Here is a 16,810-nt window from a genome sequence, read left to right as displayed (position 1 = left end):
GTAGGGCAGTAGGGCAGTAGGGCAGTAGGGCAGTAGGGCAGTAGGGCAGTAGGGCAGTAGGGCAGTAGGGCAGTAGGAGCTATTCAGGTGACAATTTGCGGATCAGAAGGCGCAGTAGCGTCCCTACGCTCTCGCTGCGATTCATCAAAGATTCGACCGCCTCGTGCGAGGCGATTCCGACACGGTGCGCAATCATAAGATGCGTCTCCAATTCTTTGAGTGATCCTTGGGCGATCCTGAGAAATTGCTGATAGGAAGCTCGACTCTCTCGGCCGTAACCCTCAGCGATGTTGGCAGGCACTGAGGTAGCTGCCCGACGCACCTGACCTGTCATTCCATAGGTCTCGTCTTTCGGCCAAGCTCGTGTCACTTCATAGATGGATACTGCCAGGTCCATTGCCTGCTGCCAGACGATCAGATCCCTGTAGGACTCGATTTTCGCCATTACGTGCCGCCCCCTACTGCCCTACTGCCGTACTGCCCTACTCCCCTAAACATTCAACAACAGATACTCCCGCTCCCACGGGCTGATCACTTCCATGAAGGTCTCGAATTCCGCCCGCTTGATCGCCGCATAGGTGGCGGCGAACGACTTGCCGAGCAGCGCGCAGAGTTCCTCGTCGGCTTCGAACAGGTCGACGGCCTCGAGCAGGCTGCGCGGCAGGTCGATCTCGGCCGCGTTGGCGGTGGTGAGAACCGGCGGTTCGGCCTTGATCTTGTTGGTCATGCCGATCAGCCCGCAGGCGAGCGATGCGGCCATCGCCAGATAGGGATTGGCGTCGGAGGAGGGGATGCGGTTCTCGACGCGCCTGGCTGCCGGGTCGGAGCGCGGGACGCGGAAGGCGGTGGTGCGGTTGTCGTAGCCCCATTTGTTGTTGACCGGCGCCGAAGCCGACTGCGTCAGCCGGCGATAGGAATTGACGTAGGGCGCAAACATCACCAGCGCGTTCGGCACATGTTTCTGCATGCCGCCGAGGAAATGGAAGAAGGCTTCGGTTTCCGAGCCGTCCTCGGCAGAAAAGACGTTTCTGCCGGTCTTCTTGTCGATGATCGATTGGTGGATATGCATGGCCGAGCCGGGCTGCCCCTGGATCGGCTTGGCCATGAAGGTGGCATAGATCTCATGCTTCAGCGCCGCCTCGCGGATGGTGCGCTTGAACATGAACACCTGATCGGCCAGTTCGATCGGATCGCCGTGGCGCAGATTGATCTCGAGCTGGCCGGCGCCTTCCTCGTGGATCAGCGTGTCGATCTCCAGGCCCTGGCTTTCGGAGAAATGGTAGATGTCGTCGATCAGTTCGTCGAACTCGTTGACGCCGGCGATCGAATAGCCGGCGCCACCGCCGATCGCCCGTCCCGAACGCCCGACCGGCGGGGTCAGCGGGTAGTCCGGATCGGGATTCTTGCGCACCAGGTAGAACTCGATCTCGGGCGCCACCACCGGCTTCAGCCCGCGCTTGTCGTAAGCGGCAAGCACACGCTTCAGCACGTTGCGCGGCGTGAACTCGACCGAGCGGCCGTCCTGGTGGACGAGGTCGCAGATGACCGCCGCCGTCGGGTCCTCTTCCCACGGCACCACGGTCAGCGTCGAAAGGTCCGGCATCAGCTTGAGGTCGCCGTCGTCTTCCGGATAGTTGAAGCCGTTGCCGTTCTCGGGGTAGCCGCCGGAGATCGTCGTCATGAACACCGCCGAAGGCAGCGCCAGCGAGGTGTTGGAGGTGAATTTCTTCGACGGCATCATCTTGCCGCGCGCAACACCGGCCTGGTCGGGGGTGATGCATTCGATATCCTCGATGCCGCGCCACGCCAGCCAGGCGCCGACTTCCTTCCAGTTTTTCACACCACGTTGATTTTTCACGAAGGCAGGCGTGCGGATACGTCCTCCGCGGCTCGACGGACGGACTTCCTTTTTTGCAGGCGGCATCATTCACCAGATTGGGTTGCGGATTTGGGAGTATAGCCGGGGCCGGTGATGGAAGGGAAGGGGAGCCGGCCCTGCCTTTGCCCGCCAGTTGAAAATTGCTCCAGGCAGCTTAGGTTCGACGCAAGTCCAATGACCTCGGCTGAAGACGTCGAATGCGGAACCATGAATTGACCACGATCGGCTTCGATGCCGACGACACGCTCTGGCAGAACGAGCAGTTCTTCCGCATCACCGAAAAGCGCTTTGCCGCGCTGCTCGCCGATCATGCCGAGGAGGAGCACATCTCGGCAAGATTGCTGGAGGCCGAGAAGCGCAACCTCGCCGTCTATGGCTTCGGCATCAAGGGGTTTACCCTGTCGATGATCGAAACGGCGATCGAGATTACCGACGGCCGCGCGCCGGCCTCGGTCATCGCCGAAATTCTCGCCGCGGGCCGCGAGATGCTTGGCCATCCGATCGAGGCGCTGCCTCATGCGCGCGAAACCGTCGAAAAACTGGCGGATGCGTATCGCCTGGTGCTGATCACCAAGGGCGACCTTTTCGATCAGGAACGCAAGCTGGCGCAATCGGGCCTCGGTGACCTGTTCGATGCCGTCGAGATCGTCAGCGACAAGAGCCCCGCTACTTATACCAGCATCTTCAGCCGCCACGGTGATGGCGCCGAAAAAAGCATGATGGTCGGCAATTCGCTCAAGTCGGACGTGGTGCCGGCCATCGAGGCCGGCAGTTGGGGCATCCACGTGCCGCATGAGCTGACCTGGGCGCTGGAACATGTCGAGCCGCCGGTCACCGCGCCTCGCTTCCGCCAGATAGCCGATCTCTCGGAACTGCCCCGGCTGGTCGAAAGCATCGGGAAAGCCGGCTGATCGCGTGTCTCGGCGTCGGACCGGACGTGCGCGGCAGGCGTATCGATGCCGGACATTGCGCGTCGCAATCCTTGTTGTCGGCTCCGCCAAAGAGCCGCGTGTCGCTGACCCTACATCGCGCGGCCCCTCCATCGCGCGGCCCCCTCCAACGCGCGGCTCTCGTACAATCGATGCTGCAAAATCGTTTTCTACTTGCAAATCAGTCGCAATTGCAGAATATGCGACAAGCGCGGCGTCACAGCGCCCGCGGGCATGCGAGTAATCGCGACAGGAGATTTTGATGATCGAGAGATACGGGCGATGGGTTGCCGTCGGGTTGATGGCTGCGGTTTTCGCTGCGGCAGTGGCTTCAAGCCCAGCGAAAGCGCAGGAAAAATTCAAGGCGGTGACGACCTTCACCGTCATCGCCGACATGGCGAAGAACGTGGCGGGCGACGCAGCAATCGTGGAATCGATCACCAAACCTGGGGCGGAGATCCACAATTACGCGCCGACGCCGGGCGACATTCAGCGGGCGCAGGGCGCAAAGCTCATTCTGTGGAACGGGCTCAACCTCGAACTCTGGTTCGAAAAATTCTTCCAGAACCTCAGCGACGTGCCCGGCGCCATCGTCTCCGAGGGCGTCCAACCTATGAGCATCGCCGAGGGACCCTATACCGGCAAACCGAATCCGCATGCCTGGATGTCGCCGACAAACGCGCTGATCTACGTCGACAACATCCGCGACGCCTTCGTCGAGCACGATCCGGCGCATGCCGAGACCTACAAGGCCAATGCAGAAGCCTATAAGGCAAAGATAGAGGCGGCCGTCGCGCCGATCCGCGATAAGCTTGCCTCGATCCCGCAGGACAGGCGCTGGCTGGTGTCGAGCGAAGGCGCTTTCTCGTACCTCGCACGCGATTTCGCGCTGAAGGAGCTTTATTTGTGGCCGATCAACGCTGACCAGCAAGGCACCCCGCAGCAGGTTCGCAAGGTGATCGACGCCGTCAGGGACAACAAGATCGTCGCCGTCTTCAGCGAAAGCACGGTGTCGGACAAGCCGGCCCGGCAGGTCGCGCGCGAGACGGGGGTCCATTACGGCGGCGTGCTCTACGTCGATTCCCTCAGCGAGGCGGACGGCCCGGTGCCGACCTATATCGACCTGCTGCGTGTGACATCGGATACAATTCAGAAAGGCCTCGCCGCAGGGCTGTCGCAATGAACGAAGCCGTTCCGCCTCTTGCCGCCGCGTCCGAGGATGCGGGAGGCGGTCTCGCCGTGCGCGGCGCGACCGTCACCTACCGCAACGGCCTCACGGCGCTGCGCGATGCGAGCTTTGAAATTCCGACAGGCACGATCACGGCACTTGTCGGTGTCAACGGCTCGGGCAAGTCGACGCTGTTCAAAGCCATCATGGGCTTCGTGCGGCTGGCAAAGGGAGAGATTCTTGTTCTCGGACGGCCGGCCGCGGCCGCGCTGAGGAAGAACGTCGTCGCCTATGTGCCGCAGGCCGAGGAGGTCGACTGGGACTTTCCAGTACTGGTCGAGGACGTCGTCATGATGGGGCGTTACGGCCATATGGGCATGATGCGCATTCCGAAGGCTGCTGATCGCGAGGCGGTTACATCAGCGCTTGCGCGTGTCGGCATGAGCGATTTCCGCAAGCGCCAGATCGGCGAGCTTTCGGGCGGGCAGAAGAAGCGCGTCTTTCTCGCTCGGGCGCTGGCGCAGGACGGGCGCGTCATCCTGCTCGACGAGCCCTTCACCGGCGTCGACGTCAGGACCGAGGACGCTATCATCGAACTGCTGCGCGCGCTCCGGGACGAAGGCCGGGTGATGCTGGTCTCGACGCATAATCTGGGTAGCGTGCCGGAGTTCTGCGACCGTGCCGTGCTGCTCCGGAACACGGTCCTTGCCTACGGGCCGACAGGCCAGACCTTCACGCAGGCGAACCTGGAAAAGGCTTTCGGCGGCGTCTTGCGTCATTTCGTGCTGGGCGGCGCCGGGCTGCATGAGGATGACGACAGGCGCCGCCTTGCCGTCATCACTGACGACGAGAGGCCACTGGTCTTCTACGGAGAGAACGGAGCCATGCAGCACAAGATGCGGGAACCGGACGAATGAGTGTCCTGCTCGAGCCGTTCGGCTACGAATATATGCTCAATGCCATGTGGGTGTCCGCCCTGGTCGGCGGTGTCTGCGCCTTCCTGTCCTGCTATCTGATGCTGAAAGGCTGGTCGCTGATCGGTGACGCGCTCTCGCATTCGATCGTGCCGGGCGTCGCCGGCGCCTATATGCTGGGCCTTCCCTTCTCGATCGGCGCCTTCTTCTCCGGCGGGCTCGCCGCCGCGGCGATGCTCTTCCTCAACCAGCGCACCAAGCTGAAGGAAGACGCCATCATCGGCCTGATCTTCTCCTCCTTCTTCGGCCTCGGCTTGTTCATGGTGTCGCTGTCGCCGACCTCGGTGAATATCCAGACGATCGTGCTCGGCAACATTCTGGCCATCACTCCGGAAGACACGCTTCAGCTCGCCATCATAGGCTTCGTCTCGCTCGCCGTCCTGCTGGTGAAATGGAAGGATCTGATGGTGGTCTTCTTCGACGAGAGCCATGCCCGCTCGATCGGCCTCAACCCGAGCGCGCTCAAGATCATGTTCTTCATGCTGCTATCGGCGTCCACGGTCGCCGCGCTTCAGACCGTCGGCGCCTTCCTGGTCATCTGCATGGTGGTGACGCCCGGCGCGACCGCCTATCTTCTGACGGACCGCTTTCCGCGCCTGCTCGTCATCGCGGTCGTCATCGGCGCGGCGACGAGTTTCACCGGCGCCTATGTCAGCTATTTCCTCGACGGCGCCACCGGCGGCATCATCGTCGTGTTGCAGACGCTGATCTTTCTCGCCGCCTTCTTCTTCGCTCCCAAGCATGGAATGCTGGCAGCCCGCCGCCGCTCGGCGAGAGCCTTGGAGGCCAGCCTGTGAGCATCCTCGATACACTGCTTGCCCCCTTCCAGTTCGGCTTCATGGTCAATGCGCTGATTGCTTCGGTGCTGGTCGCCGTGCCGACGGCGCTGCTTTCCTGCTTTCTCGTTCTCAAGGGCTGGTCGCTGATGGGCGACGCCATCAGCCACGCCGTCTTTCCCGGCGTGGTCATCGCTTACATCCTCGGATTCCCCTATTCGATCGGCGCCTTCGCCGCCGGGATGGTCTGCGCTCTCGCCACCGGCTTCCTCAAGGACAACAGCCGCATCAAGCAGGACACGGTCATGGGCATCGTCTTCTCCGGCATGTTCGGCCTCGGCCTGGTGCTCTACGTAAAAATCCAGTCCGACGTGCATCTCGACCACATATTGTTCGGCGACGTTCTGGGCATCGGCCTGCGCGACATCGTCGAAACGGGGCTCATTGCTGCGATCACGGCCGGCATCATCGGCATCAAATGGCGCGACTTCCTGCTGCACGCCTTCGACCCGTCTCAGGCGCGCGCGGTCGGTCTTCGGGTCAACCTGCTCCATTACGGCCTGCTTTGCCTGATCTCGCTCACCATCGTCGGCGCGCTGAAGGCGGTCGGCATCATCATGGCCATCGCCATGCTGATCGCGCCGGGCGCCATCGCCTTCCTGCTGACAAGGCAGTTCAGCGCCATGCTGATCCTGTCGGTGGCGATCGCGGTCGCCGCATCGTTTCTCGGCGTCTATCTGTCCTTCTTCATCGACAGCGCACCGGCGCCGACCATCGTTCTCATGCTGTCTGCCGCCTTCATTGCTGCTTTCGTCGTCACCACACTCAAGGCGGGCCGAATGGAGCTCGGCGAGGAGGGCTAGAAACTGGCGGTCATTCTCTGGTTTGACGAGAGCGACGCTGTTTCTGGATCGGCTTCACGTAGATCTCCAGTCTGTGGCTGATGATCGTGAATCCGTGCTGTCGAGCGATTTCCTCCTGGAGCCGCTCGATCTCCGCCGACTGGAACTCGATGACATCTCCCGTCTCGATGTTGATGAGATGATCGTGATGCTCGCGGGGGACGGTTTCGTATCTGGCGCGCCGATCGCCGAAGGTGTGCCGCTCCAGAATGCCCTTTTCGCGCAGAAGGCTGACGGTGCGATAGACAGTGGCGAGCGCGATCGTCGGCTCGATGGCGACAACACGGCGATGGAGTTCCACCACATCCGGATGGTCGCTGGATTCGGATAGAACGCGCATGATGACGCGGCGCGGACCGGTGATGCGCAGTCCGAGTTCCCTGCAAAGCGCGGCGATGGTCTGTTCTGAGGACATGTCATGATCCGCCAATATCGACAGCCATGTCGCGAAGTCGGAACATGCCTGCGGATTTGTTCGAAGGTGCTATCCCAGATGCGTCGCAATTGCAAAAGGACATCGGACTGGGTTCGCTGTCAGGCGGTCACACACTGACACAAGATATCCAGATCCGATCGCAAGAAGCGAGGAAGGGAGCCGGATAGCACGCCGGCTAGCTGCGTCCGAGCCCGATCAAATGGTCGATCACCGGCTGCAGCCGTTCGGTCGTGATCGGCTTGACGACCACCGCATCGACGACGCTCGACAGGCCGAGGCTCTCCGGTGTGCCGCTTTTGGTCGAGAGCAGGATCACCGGGGGACGCGATCTGCCCGAGATGCGTCGAAGCGCGTCGATACGCGACATCAGTGCGTCGCAATCCTTGTTGTCGGCTCCGCCATCGAGAACGACAGCTCCGGGAATGAGCGAGCGCAGCGTCGTTGCTGCCGTTTCGGGCGATTCCGAGATCGGTTTGAGCCCGGACCGTTCGACGATTTTGGACACCACCACCCGGTTGACCGGCGATTTTCCGACGACGAGCACGCGGGTGAAGTCGGTGAGCATTTCGGGGTCCACATTCCGGCTCATCAAACTCAGCTGGTCCAGAGTGCGAATCAAGGGGTGCATGAGCAGGGCGGGCACTCGTTGGTTTCAATGCAGGGTTGTACCTTGGGAACAATTGCCGTGAGATCGCTGCCTATGTCAAGCTGAAATGACCGGCGTCGAGAACATCGCAAGAAAGCTTAAAATTTAAAGCAAGTTCTTTTCTTGCCGTGCATGCAAACTGGTTGTGCAAGTGCAAATCACCTGCGCAGAGAACTGCGCAGGTGATGCCGGATCCGCCAGCAGGATTTCGTCGGATTTCGATCAGCCGACGCTCCGCTGCGTGACGATGACCGGGATCAGCAGGTCGCCCCAGTTGCCGTCGCCGCCATGGTGCCGTGCCGAGCGCACCAGTTCCACCGACACACCGGCCTCGACCGCCTTCATCACCGACTGGTTGAGCCTGTGCAGGTCGTTGGCCAGCATGCGGATGGTCGCCTGCTGGTCGACGGTCATCGTGGTGGCCTGTTCTTCGGCCCGTTCCTTGACGCGGCTTATCGATGCCATTGGTCTTCTCCTTGCGTATTTTTTACCCCTTTTGGGGCGTTGCCTCTATTTGGTTGCGTTCGTGCTATTCCGCCGCCGGTTTGAACTGGGCGTGCTCGGTCGATTCATGCATGGCCGTGGTCGAAGACCGGCCACCGGTGATCGCCATCGAAACGGCGTCGAAATAGCCGGTGCCGACTTCGCGCTGGTGCTTGGTCGCGGTGTAGCCGTGGGCTTCCGCCGCGAATTCAGCCTCCTGCAGTTCGGAATAAGCCGCCATCTGCCGCGCCTTGTAGCCGCGGGCGAGTTCGAACATGCCGAAATTGAGCTGGTGAAAACCGGCCAGCGTGATGAACTGGAACTTGTAGCCCATGGCGCCGAGTTCCTTCTGGAACTTGGCGATGGTGGCATCGTCGAGGTTCTTCTTCCAGTTGAACGACGGCGAGCAATTATAGGCGAGAAGCTTGCCGGGATGGTGCCTGTGCACGCCCTCGGCGAACTTTTTGGCCTGCGCCAGATCGGGCTTGGAGGTTTCGCACCAGATCAGGTCGGCGTGGGGCGCGTAGGCGACGGCCCGTGCGATGCAGGGCTCGATGCCGTTCCTGACTTGATAGAAGCCCTCCACCGTACGGCCGGCGCCATAGTCGACGAAGGGCTGGTCGCGCTCGTCGATGTCGGAGGTGAGCAGCTTTGCCGCTTCCGCGTCGGTGCGCGCGACGACCAGCGTCGGCGTGCCCATGACGTCGGCGGCAAGCCGCGCGGCGTTGAGGTTGCGGATGTGTGCGGCGGTCGGGATCAGCACCTTGCCGCCGAGATGGCCGCACTTCTTCTCCGACGCCAGTTGGTCCTCGTAGTGGACGCCGGCGGCACCCGCCTCGATGAAGGCCTTCATGATCTCGAAGGCATTGAGCGGTCCGCCGAAGCCGGCTTCCGCATCGGCGACAACAGGCGCGAACCAGGTGTCAACCGAAAGCCCCTTGCCTTCAGAGGTCTCGATCTGGTCGGCGCGCTGCAGGGTGCGGTTGATGCGCTTGACCAGTTCGGGCGCCGCATTGGCGGGATAAAGCGACTGGTCCGGATACATGGCGGATGCGGTGTTGGCGTCGGCCGCGACCTGCCATCCGGACAGGTAGATCGCCTTCAGCCCGGCCCGGACCTGCTGCATCGCCTGGTTGCCCGACATGGCGCCGAGCGCGTTGACGAAATCCTCTTCGTGGATGAGCTTCCAGAGCCGGTTGGCGCCCATTTCGGCGAGGCTCTGCCGGATCTGGACCGAACCGCGCAGCCGCTTCACGTCGTCCGGCGAGTAGGGCCGCTCGATGCCGTCGAAGCGGCCTTCCGGCGCCGAGGGGACGAGGTTGTAAAAATCAGTCATTGTTCGCTCCGACAGATCGTTGTTGGGATAGAAACGCCGCCTCATGAAAATTTCTGCGCCGTTTTGGTATGACAGCATTTACATTTTGGCGCGGGCCAGGCGAGGAAAACCAGAGGATTGGCTGAAAAATAAGGGAAAACCTGTGTTGCGTTTGACATTCAGGCGCTGTAAATCTGTCATGATTGTAAAAGGCCGGCATGGCAGCGCCGCGCGGGAGTCATGTAAATTCTGTCAAGGACAGCCGAGTGGCCGATCAAAAAATCTTCGCCGGGCCGCGCATCCGCCGCATCCGCAGCGCCAAGGGCCTGACCCAGACGGCGATGGCCGAAGGGCTCGGCATCTCGCCGTCCTACCTCAATCTCATCGAGCGCAACCAGCGGCCGCTGACGGTTCAGCTGATCCTCAAGCTGGCATCTGTCTACAAGGTCGACCCGCATGAATTGCAGGGCGAGGCGAGGGGGTCGGTCACCGCCTTGAAGGAAGTGTTTTCAGATCCGCTGCTGGTCGGCGAATTGCCTGGCGACCAGGAGCTGATCGAGCTTGCCGAGGCGGCGCCCAACGCTTCCGCCGCGGTGATAAAACTGTTTCGCGCTTACCGCGAGCAGGCCGAGCGCCTTTCCGACCTCAACGAACTCCTGGCGCGTGAGGGCAAAGCGACGGCGCTGTCCGGCGCCCGCTTGCCGATCGACGAGGTGCACGAGATTTTCGAGCGCCGTCCGAACCATTTTGCCGCGCTCGAAGAGGAGGCCGAGGCATTCATTTCGGTGCTCGATCCCGGCGACGATCTGCTCGGTGCGCTGAAGGCCTGGCTGAAGCGCGAATACGGCATCGTCGTCAAGGTGCTGCCGGTCGCCACCATGCCGAACTGGCGCCGCCGCTACGACCGCCATTCGCAGCGTCTGTTCCTGTCCGAGCGCCTGTCGCCGTTCGACCAGTTGCGCGAGGTGGCGATGGAGGCCTGCCTGATCCGCATGACGGTCGCCGTGGCAAGCGAGATCCAGGCGCTGAAGCTGACCACGGATGAGGCCCGCCGGCTCGCCCGCTTCGAGCTTGGCCGCTACGCTGCCCACGCGCTGATGATGCCCTATCAATCCTTTCACGCAGCCGCCACACGCGCGCGTTACGACATCGACGTGCTGCGCTCGCGCTTCGGCGTCTCCTTCGAGCAGGCGGCGAACCGGTTGACCACGCTGCAGCGGCCGGGCACGCCGGGCGTGCCCTTCTTCATGCTCGAGGTCGACAACGCCGGCAACCGCTTCCGCAAGGCTGGCAGCCAGGGTTTTCCGCAGAGCCGCTTCGGCGGCGGCTGTCCAAAGCTTCCCGTGCATGCCGCCTTTACCCAGCCCGGCCAGATCTTCGTCGAGGCGGTGGAAATGCCCGACGGCGCCGAATTCCTCTGCGTCGCCCGCACGCTTGAGGGGCCGCAAGGCTCGTTTGCGGAGCGCCCGCGCCGTACCGCACTTCTGCTCGGCTGCGACATCGGCTTTCGTGACGAGATCGTCTACGGCGCGGCACTGCCGTGGCCGGCTGCCGCTGCGGCCGGAAAAGCCGGACAGGGCACAAGTCCGGCCACGCCGGTTGGCCCGGCTTGCCGGCTGTGCGAACGCATCGGCTGCCTCGCGCGCGCCGAGCCGCCGGTGACGCGCCCGCTCGGCCTGGACGAGATGGTGACCGGACTAAGCGCCTTCGATTTCCAGTGAGGTCCCGGCAGGCGACTGCCGTCTTTGCCACAACCATCGCTGCCCGGTGGACCACGCTCCGCCGCTGCCTTTGCGCTAGGCGAATGTGGCACGTTTCTGTCGTCCGCTGTGCATCGTGTTGCCTCGAAATCGCCGACAGTCGCAATCATGAGCGATATATCATCATCACCGTTAGCCGTTTCGCCTGTCGTCTCGCCGCGTGACGAGCGTGCCGGCTTCCTGCTGATTTTCCTGTCGGCGCTGATGTGGAGTTTCGGTGGCGCCATCGCCCGTTTCATCGACGCCGGAGACAGCTGGACGGTGGTGTTCTGGCGCTCGGTCTGGGCGGCCGCCTTCCTGATCTGCTTCATGGTCTGGCGCGACGGCTGGCACTGCACGGTGAGGTTGTTCCGCGGCATGGGCCTGCCCGGCCTTGCCGTGGCGTTCTGCTTCGCCACCGCATCGACCTCATTCGTCGTGGCGCTTGCCTACACCACTGTCGCCAACATCCTTTTGATGCAGGCCGGCGTGCCGCTCCTGGCGGCGCTGTTTGCCTGGGTGCTGTTTCGCGAACGGGTGGCGTTGGCGACCTGGGTGGCGATTGCCGCCGTCATTGCCGGCGTTGCCATCATGGTATCGGAATCGCTCGATGGCGCGGTGTCGCCCATCGGTGACGGCCTGGCGCTGCTTATCGCCGTGATGTTTTCGATCGCCACGGTCATCACGCGACGCTTTGCCCATGTGCGCATGACGCCGGCGACCTGCCTCGGCACGATGATTGCCGCCGCATTCGCGGCGTCGCAGGCATCGCAATTCGGCGTTTCCAGCAGCGACATGGGTTTCCTGTTTGCATTCGGCGTGGTCAATCTCGGTCTCGGCCTTGCCTTTTTCGCCACCGGCGCCCGGCTCGTTCCGGCTGCTGTCGCAGCACTGCTCGGCACTTTTGAGCCGATCCTCGGCCCGATCTGGGTCTGGCTCATCCATTCCGAGGTGCCGTCGGGACGCACCATCCTTGGCGGCACGGTCGTGGTCACGGCGCTGCTGGTCCATATCGGGCTCGAATTCAAGCGTCAGGCGCGACCCGTGCGGCCGGGTGTCACCGGCATGCCGTCGCCTAATTGATGCAGCGCACGCGCCAAAGCGAGATGAGCCATTGACAATGGCGCGGCCGCGCGGGCAGGCTGCAAATACGGCAACAACAAGACAGGCTCATCTTGCCAAGTCTCCCCTCCGGCCCGACCGAGACCGGACAACATCGTCGTATCCCTGCCAGCGCCGTGGCGAGAGCCTTTGACGGCGCCGGCATGCCACCTGGATCACGACAAAGGAACCGGGGGCTCGGCCGTTGCGCATTGAACTGCTGTCGTGTTGGCGGTTCGCGCTTGTCGCTTGTCGGAAAGCTCAATAATCTGAAGCAAACGCCCAGCCGCGCAGCCCCGCGACGTGCTGGCGATGGAACACTCATCAAAGGAGAGACGCATGATCCGCAAAGCATTCTGGCTTTCGGCGACCTCGGCATTTCTGGCGCTTTTCACCCTCGGCGCTCATGCCCAGGACCGCGTCGTCAACGTCTATAACTGGTCGGATTACATCGACAGCTCGATCATCGAAGACTTCACCAAGGAAACGGGCATCAAGGTCACCTACGACACCTTCGATTCCAACGAGCTGCTTGAGACGAAACTGCTTGCCGGCGGCAGCGGCTACGACGTTGTCGTGCCGACCGCCAATTTCCTCGCACGCCAGATCCAGGCAGGGGTGTTCCAGAAGCTCGACAAGTCGAAGCTGCCCAACATTTCCAACATGTGGGACGTCGTTTCGGAGCGCACGACCAAGTACGATCCCGGCAACGAATATTCGATCAACTACATGTGGGGCACGGTCGGCCTCGGCTATAACGTCAAGAAAGCGCAGGAAGCGCTCGGCACCGACAAGATCGACAGCTGGGACGTGTTCTTCAACCCGGAAAAGCTGGCGAAGCTGAAAGATTGCGGCGTCTATGTCCTCGATTCTCCGAGCGACATCCTGCCGAACGCGTTCAAATATCTGGGCATCGATCCTGAGACCACGTCGTTGGACGATTTCGCCAAGGCCGAAGAAGTGATGCTGAAGATCAGGCCTTACATCCGCAAGTTCCACTCGTCGGAATATATCAACGCGCTGGCCAATGGCGACATCTGCCTGGCCGTCGGCTGGTCGGGCGACGTGTTCCAGGCGCGCGACCGTGCGACGGAAGCAAACCAGGGCGTTGAGATCGCCTATTCCGTGCCGAAGGAAGGCGCCGAAATGTGGTTCGACCAGATGGCGATCCCGGCCGACGCGCCGCATGTCGCCGAAGCTCATGAATTCCTGAACTACATAATGAAGCCGGAAGTCATCGCCAAGGCGAGCAACTACGTCTTCTACGCCAACGGCAACAAGGCGTCGCAGCAGTTCATCAACAAGGAGATACTTGAGGATCCGGCGATCTACCCGGACGAGGCGACGCTGGCGAAGTTGTTCACCATCGCTCCCTACGATTCCAAGACCCAGCGCGTCGTCACCCGCACCTGGACCAGGATCGTCACCGGGCAGTAAGCGACATCAACGACCCCGGCAGGTGCTGCCGGGGTCAAGTCCTTTTGGGGATAGAACGCAGGACGGAGTGGACATGAAATCGCTTGGCAGCATCCGCAGGGATTTCGCGCCGTGGAACGATCCGAACGCCAAGCCATATATCCAGTTCGACAAAGTGACCAAGAAGTTTGGTGACTTCACCGCCGTCAACAATTTGTCGCTGACGATCTTCGAGCGCGAGTTCTTTGCCCTGCTCGGAGCGTCGGGCTGTGGAAAATCGACGCTTTTGCGGATGCTCGCCGGCTTCGAGGAGCCGACCGCCGGCCGCATCCTGCTTGACGGCCAGGATCTGCACGGCATCCCGCCGTACCGGCGGCCGGTCAACATGATGTTCCAGTCCTATGCGCTGTTCCCGCATATGACGGTCGAAAACAACATCGCCTTCGGCCTCAAGCAGGACGGCATGCCGAAGCCCGGGATCGCGGCGCGCGTTGGAGAGATGCTGAAGCTGGTCAAGCTCGAGCAGTTCGCCAAGCGCAAGCCGCACCAATTGTCCGGCGGCCAGCGCCAGCGCGTCGCGCTTGCCCGTTCGGTCGCCAAGCGGCCGAAAGTGCTGCTGCTCGACGAGCCGCTGGGCGCGCTGGACAAGAAGCTGCGCGAGGAAACACAGTTCGAGCTGATGGATCTGCAGCAGTCACTCGGCCTCACCTTCGTTGTCGTCACCCACGACCAGGAAGAGGCGATGACCATGGCCGACCGCATCGCCATCATCGACAAGGGCGAGGTGATGCAGGTGGCAACGCCGGCCGAAGTATACGAGGCGCCGGGTTCCCGTTTCGTCGCCGGCTTTGTCGGCAACGTCAACATGTTCGAAGGCAAGATTGCGCATGGCGAGGCGGGTGCTGCAAGCATCGATGCCGGCAACGGCATCACCATCCGGACCGAGAATGCCGGCGATGCCGCAACTGGCGCGGCCGTCGCCTTCGCCATCAGGCCGGAGAAGATAAAGATATCGTCGACGAGACCGGCCGGCGCTGTCAACGCCATCGAAGGTGAGGTCTACGATATCGCCTATCTCGGCGACATGACCGTCTATCACGTCAGGCTGGACGATGGCCAGGTGGTGCGAGCGAGCACGATGAACGCGGCCCGCATCACCGAGGATCCGCTGAGTTGGAACGACCGTGCCTGGGTGTCGTTCCGGCCGGATGCCGGCGTCGTGCTGACGCGATAGGGGGCGGCCATGTCGAATGCCGCTGTCACCGCCGCAACAAGCTCTCGAGCCACCGCTGCCGGAAAATCCGCCCTGGCCAGAACGGGAGAGGCCTTCGTTGGCCGGCTTGTCATCCTCATTCCGTATCTCTGGCTGGTCTTCTTCTTCCTCATTCCGTTCGTCATCGTCTTCAAGATCTCGCTGTCGCAGACCGCGATCGCCATACCGCCCTACACGCCGGTGCTCGGCTTCGGCGACGGCCTTGCCGTTTTCTTCGCCCAGCTGAATGAGCTCAGCATCGACAACTACACGTGGCTGACCCAGGACGCGCTCTACGTCAACGCCTATGTGACCAGCGTCATCGTCGCCGCCATCTCGACGGTGCTGACATTGCTTGTCGGCTACCCGATCGCCTACGGCATGGCGCGCGCCCCGGCGATGCTGCGCCCGACTTTGCTGATGCTGGTGATCCTGCCGTTCTGGACCTCGTTCCTGATCCGGGTCTACGCCTGGATCGGCATCCTCAAGCCTGAGGGGCTGCTCAACCAGCTGCTGCTCGCCACCGGCGTTATCAGCCAGCCGCTGATCATCCTCAACACCTATACGGCGATCTTCATCGGCATCGTCTATTCCTACCTGCCGTTCATGGTGCTGCCGCTCTATTCGTCGCTGGAAAAGATGGATTATTCGCTGATCGAGGCAGCCAAGGATCTCGGCTGCCCACCGACCAGCGCCTTCTGGAAGATCACCTTTCCGCTGTCGCTACCCGGCGTCATCGCCGGCTGCCTGCTGGTGTTCATCCCCGCCGTCGGCGAATTCGTCATTCCCGACCTGCTCGGCGGCTCACAGACGCTGATGATCGGCAAGACGCTGTGGAACGAGTTCTTCGCCAATCGTGACTGGCCGGTGTCTTCGGCCGTCGCCGTCATCCTGCTGTTGCTGCTGATCGTGCCGATCATGCTCTTCCAGCGGGCCCAGGCCCGCGCCCAGGAGCAGGACAGATGAATCCGACCTGGAGCCGTTTCAACATCACTTCGATCGTGCTCGGCTTTGCCTTTCTTTACCTGCCGATCGTCCTGCTCGTCGTCTTCTCTTTCAACGAATCGAAACTGGTCACTGTCTGGGGCGGCTTCTCGACAAAATGGTACGTCTCGCTGTTCCACAACCAGGGCCTCATGGACGCCACCTGGGTAACGGCCCGCGTCGCCGTCATCTCGGCCACCGTGGCGACCGTGCTCGGCACGCTGGCGGCTCTCACCTTGACGCGCTACACACGCTTCAAGGGCCGGACACTGTTTTCCGGCATGGTCTTTGCGCCGCTGGTCATGCCGGAAGTCATTACCGGCCTGTCGCTGCTGCTGCTCTTTGTCGCCGTCGGTCTCGACCGCGGTTTTGTCACCGTCACGCTTGCCCACATCACCCTGACCATGTGCTTCGTCGCCGTCGTCGTGCAGTCGCGCCTGATCACGTTCGACCGCTCGCTGGAAGAAGCCGCGATGGATCTTGGGGCGCCGCCGGTGAAGACCTTCTTCCAGATCACGCTGCCGGTCATCATGCCGGCGATCGTGTCCGGCTGGATGCTGGCGTTCACACTGTCGCTCGACGATCTGGTCATTGCCAGCTTCACTTCAGGGCCTGGCGCCACCACGCTGCCGATGAAGATCTACAGCCAGGTTCGTCTCGGTGTGACGCCGGAGATCAACGCCGCCTGCACCATCCTGATCGCGGTTGTGGCGGTTGGCGTCATCATCGCTTCGCTCGCCAACAAGCGGCGCGCGGTCCAGCGCCAACGCGATGAGCAGGCCGCTCAGCGGGGGTGACGAAAGGGGCGGC

The 16,810-nt window shown here is 62.2% G+C and carries 17 protein-coding genes; 11 read left to right on the top strand and 6 right to left on the bottom strand.

All coding sequences use genetic code 11. The features are described 5' to 3' along the window. Nucleotides 1–79 precede the first annotated feature (79 nt). Both AC0L3D_RS22640 and AC0L3D_RS22635 read right to left on the bottom strand, forming a co-directional pair. A complete protein-coding gene (locus AC0L3D_RS22640; RefSeq protein WP_287307795.1) occupies nt 80–445 on the bottom strand; it encodes a four helix bundle protein in 366 nt (121 codons plus the stop codon). Between the two features lie 45 nt (nt 446–490). Continuing rightward, nucleotides 491–1,927: a glutamine synthetase family protein gene (locus AC0L3D_RS22635; protein WP_027156302.1), complete on the bottom strand. Its 1,437-nt coding sequence runs from the start codon at nt 1,925–1,927 to the stop codon at nt 491–493. A gap of 149 nt (nt 1,928–2,076) precedes the next feature. On the opposite strand from AC0L3D_RS22635, the gene AC0L3D_RS22630 reads away from it, so the two are divergent. From AC0L3D_RS22630 to AC0L3D_RS22610, 5 genes are all read left to right on the top strand, one after another. Then, on the top strand, nt 2,077–2,790 hold the full coding sequence (locus AC0L3D_RS22630) for an HAD family hydrolase (protein WP_287307794.1): 714 nt from the start codon (nt 2,077–2,079) through the stop codon (nt 2,788–2,790). Nucleotides 2,791–3,109: 319 nt separating this feature from the next. Next, nucleotides 3,110–3,991: a metal ABC transporter substrate-binding protein gene (locus tag AC0L3D_RS22625; RefSeq protein ID WP_287307797.1), complete on the top strand. Its 882-nt coding sequence runs from the start codon at nt 3,110–3,112 to the stop codon at nt 3,989–3,991. Next, on the top strand, nt 3,988–4,893 hold the full coding sequence (locus AC0L3D_RS22620) for a manganese/iron ABC transporter ATP-binding protein (protein WP_027156305.1): 906 nt from the start codon (nt 3,988–3,990) through the stop codon (nt 4,891–4,893). The genes AC0L3D_RS22625 and AC0L3D_RS22620 overlap by 4 nt, the downstream gene beginning before the upstream one ends. After that, on the top strand, nt 4,890–5,747 hold the full coding sequence (gene sitC, locus AC0L3D_RS22615) for an iron/manganese ABC transporter permease subunit SitC (protein WP_077379653.1): 858 nt from the start codon (nt 4,890–4,892) through the stop codon (nt 5,745–5,747). The genes AC0L3D_RS22620 and sitC overlap by 4 nt, the downstream gene beginning before the upstream one ends. Beyond that, nucleotides 5,744–6,589 (top strand): metal ABC transporter permease, encoded by an 846-nt coding sequence (locus AC0L3D_RS22610; RefSeq protein ID WP_473645860.1) that lies wholly within the window; start codon nt 5,744–5,746, stop codon nt 6,587–6,589. Before sitC ends, AC0L3D_RS22610 begins: the two co-directional genes overlap by 4 nt. Before the next feature lie 10 nt (nt 6,590–6,599). On the opposite strand, the gene AC0L3D_RS22605 is transcribed toward AC0L3D_RS22610, so the two are convergent. The 4 genes from AC0L3D_RS22605 to aceA form a co-directional block, all read right to left on the bottom strand. Further along, nucleotides 6,600–7,043, bottom strand: a complete 444-nt coding sequence (locus AC0L3D_RS22605; protein WP_023800311.1) for a Fur family transcriptional regulator — start codon at nt 7,041–7,043, stop codon at nt 6,600–6,602. 196 nt (nt 7,044–7,239) lie between these two features. Next, a complete protein-coding gene (locus AC0L3D_RS22600; RefSeq protein WP_473629065.1) occupies nt 7,240–7,629 on the bottom strand; it encodes a response regulator in 390 nt (129 codons plus the stop codon). A 303-nt stretch (nt 7,630–7,932) separates the two neighbouring features. Next, on the bottom strand, nt 7,933–8,175 hold the full coding sequence (locus tag AC0L3D_RS22595) for an SMc00767 family acetate metabolism repressor (RefSeq protein ID WP_027156310.1): 243 nt from the start codon (nt 8,173–8,175) through the stop codon (nt 7,933–7,935). Nucleotides 8,176–8,239: 64 nt separating this feature from the next. Then, nucleotides 8,240–9,529 carry an isocitrate lyase gene (gene aceA, locus AC0L3D_RS22590; protein WP_128175834.1) on the bottom strand — a complete coding sequence of 430 codons (1,290 nt, stop codon included), beginning with the start codon at nt 9,527–9,529 and terminating at the stop codon, nt 8,240–8,242. A 245-nt stretch (nt 9,530–9,774) separates the two neighbouring features. Here aceA and AC0L3D_RS22585 point away from each other — a divergent pair, with 245 nt between their 5' ends. The 6 genes from AC0L3D_RS22585 to AC0L3D_RS22560 all read left to right on the top strand — a co-directional run bounded on the left by AC0L3D_RS22585 (nt 9,775) and on the right by AC0L3D_RS22560 (nt 16,797). Next, entirely contained in the window at nt 9,775–11,229 is a 1,455-nt protein-coding gene (locus AC0L3D_RS22585) for a helix-turn-helix domain-containing protein (protein WP_473629032.1), read from the top strand. A 147-nt stretch (nt 11,230–11,376) separates the two neighbouring features. Beyond that, complete coding sequence (locus AC0L3D_RS22580; protein ID WP_473629031.1) at nt 11,377–12,330, top strand: DMT family transporter; 954 nt, start codon at nt 11,377–11,379, stop codon at nt 12,328–12,330. A 357-nt stretch (nt 12,331–12,687) separates the two neighbouring features. Further along, nucleotides 12,688–13,785 carry a polyamine ABC transporter substrate-binding protein gene (locus tag AC0L3D_RS22575; protein ID WP_473524092.1) on the top strand — a complete coding sequence of 366 codons (1,098 nt, stop codon included), beginning with the start codon at nt 12,688–12,690 and terminating at the stop codon, nt 13,783–13,785. A gap of 73 nt (nt 13,786–13,858) precedes the next feature. Continuing rightward, nucleotides 13,859–14,998, top strand: coding sequence for an ABC transporter ATP-binding protein (locus AC0L3D_RS22570; RefSeq protein WP_023800318.1), 1,140 nt, complete (start codon nt 13,859–13,861; stop codon nt 14,996–14,998). Nucleotides 14,999–15,007: 9 nt separating this feature from the next. Further along, nucleotides 15,008–15,982, top strand: coding sequence for an ABC transporter permease subunit (locus tag AC0L3D_RS22565; protein WP_023800319.1), 975 nt, complete (start codon nt 15,008–15,010; stop codon nt 15,980–15,982). Continuing rightward, on the top strand, nt 15,979–16,797 hold the full coding sequence (locus AC0L3D_RS22560; protein ID WP_023800320.1) for an ABC transporter permease: 819 nt from the start codon (nt 15,979–15,981) through the stop codon (nt 16,795–16,797). Before AC0L3D_RS22565 ends, AC0L3D_RS22560 begins: the two co-directional genes overlap by 4 nt. Nucleotides 16,798–16,810: the final 13 nt, after the last annotated feature.

It is taken from the genome of Mesorhizobium sp. WSM4837, from assembly GCF_055811435.1.
The sequence above is the reverse complement of the archived record's forward strand: the minus strand, read 5'-3'. Positions and strand labels throughout refer to the sequence as shown.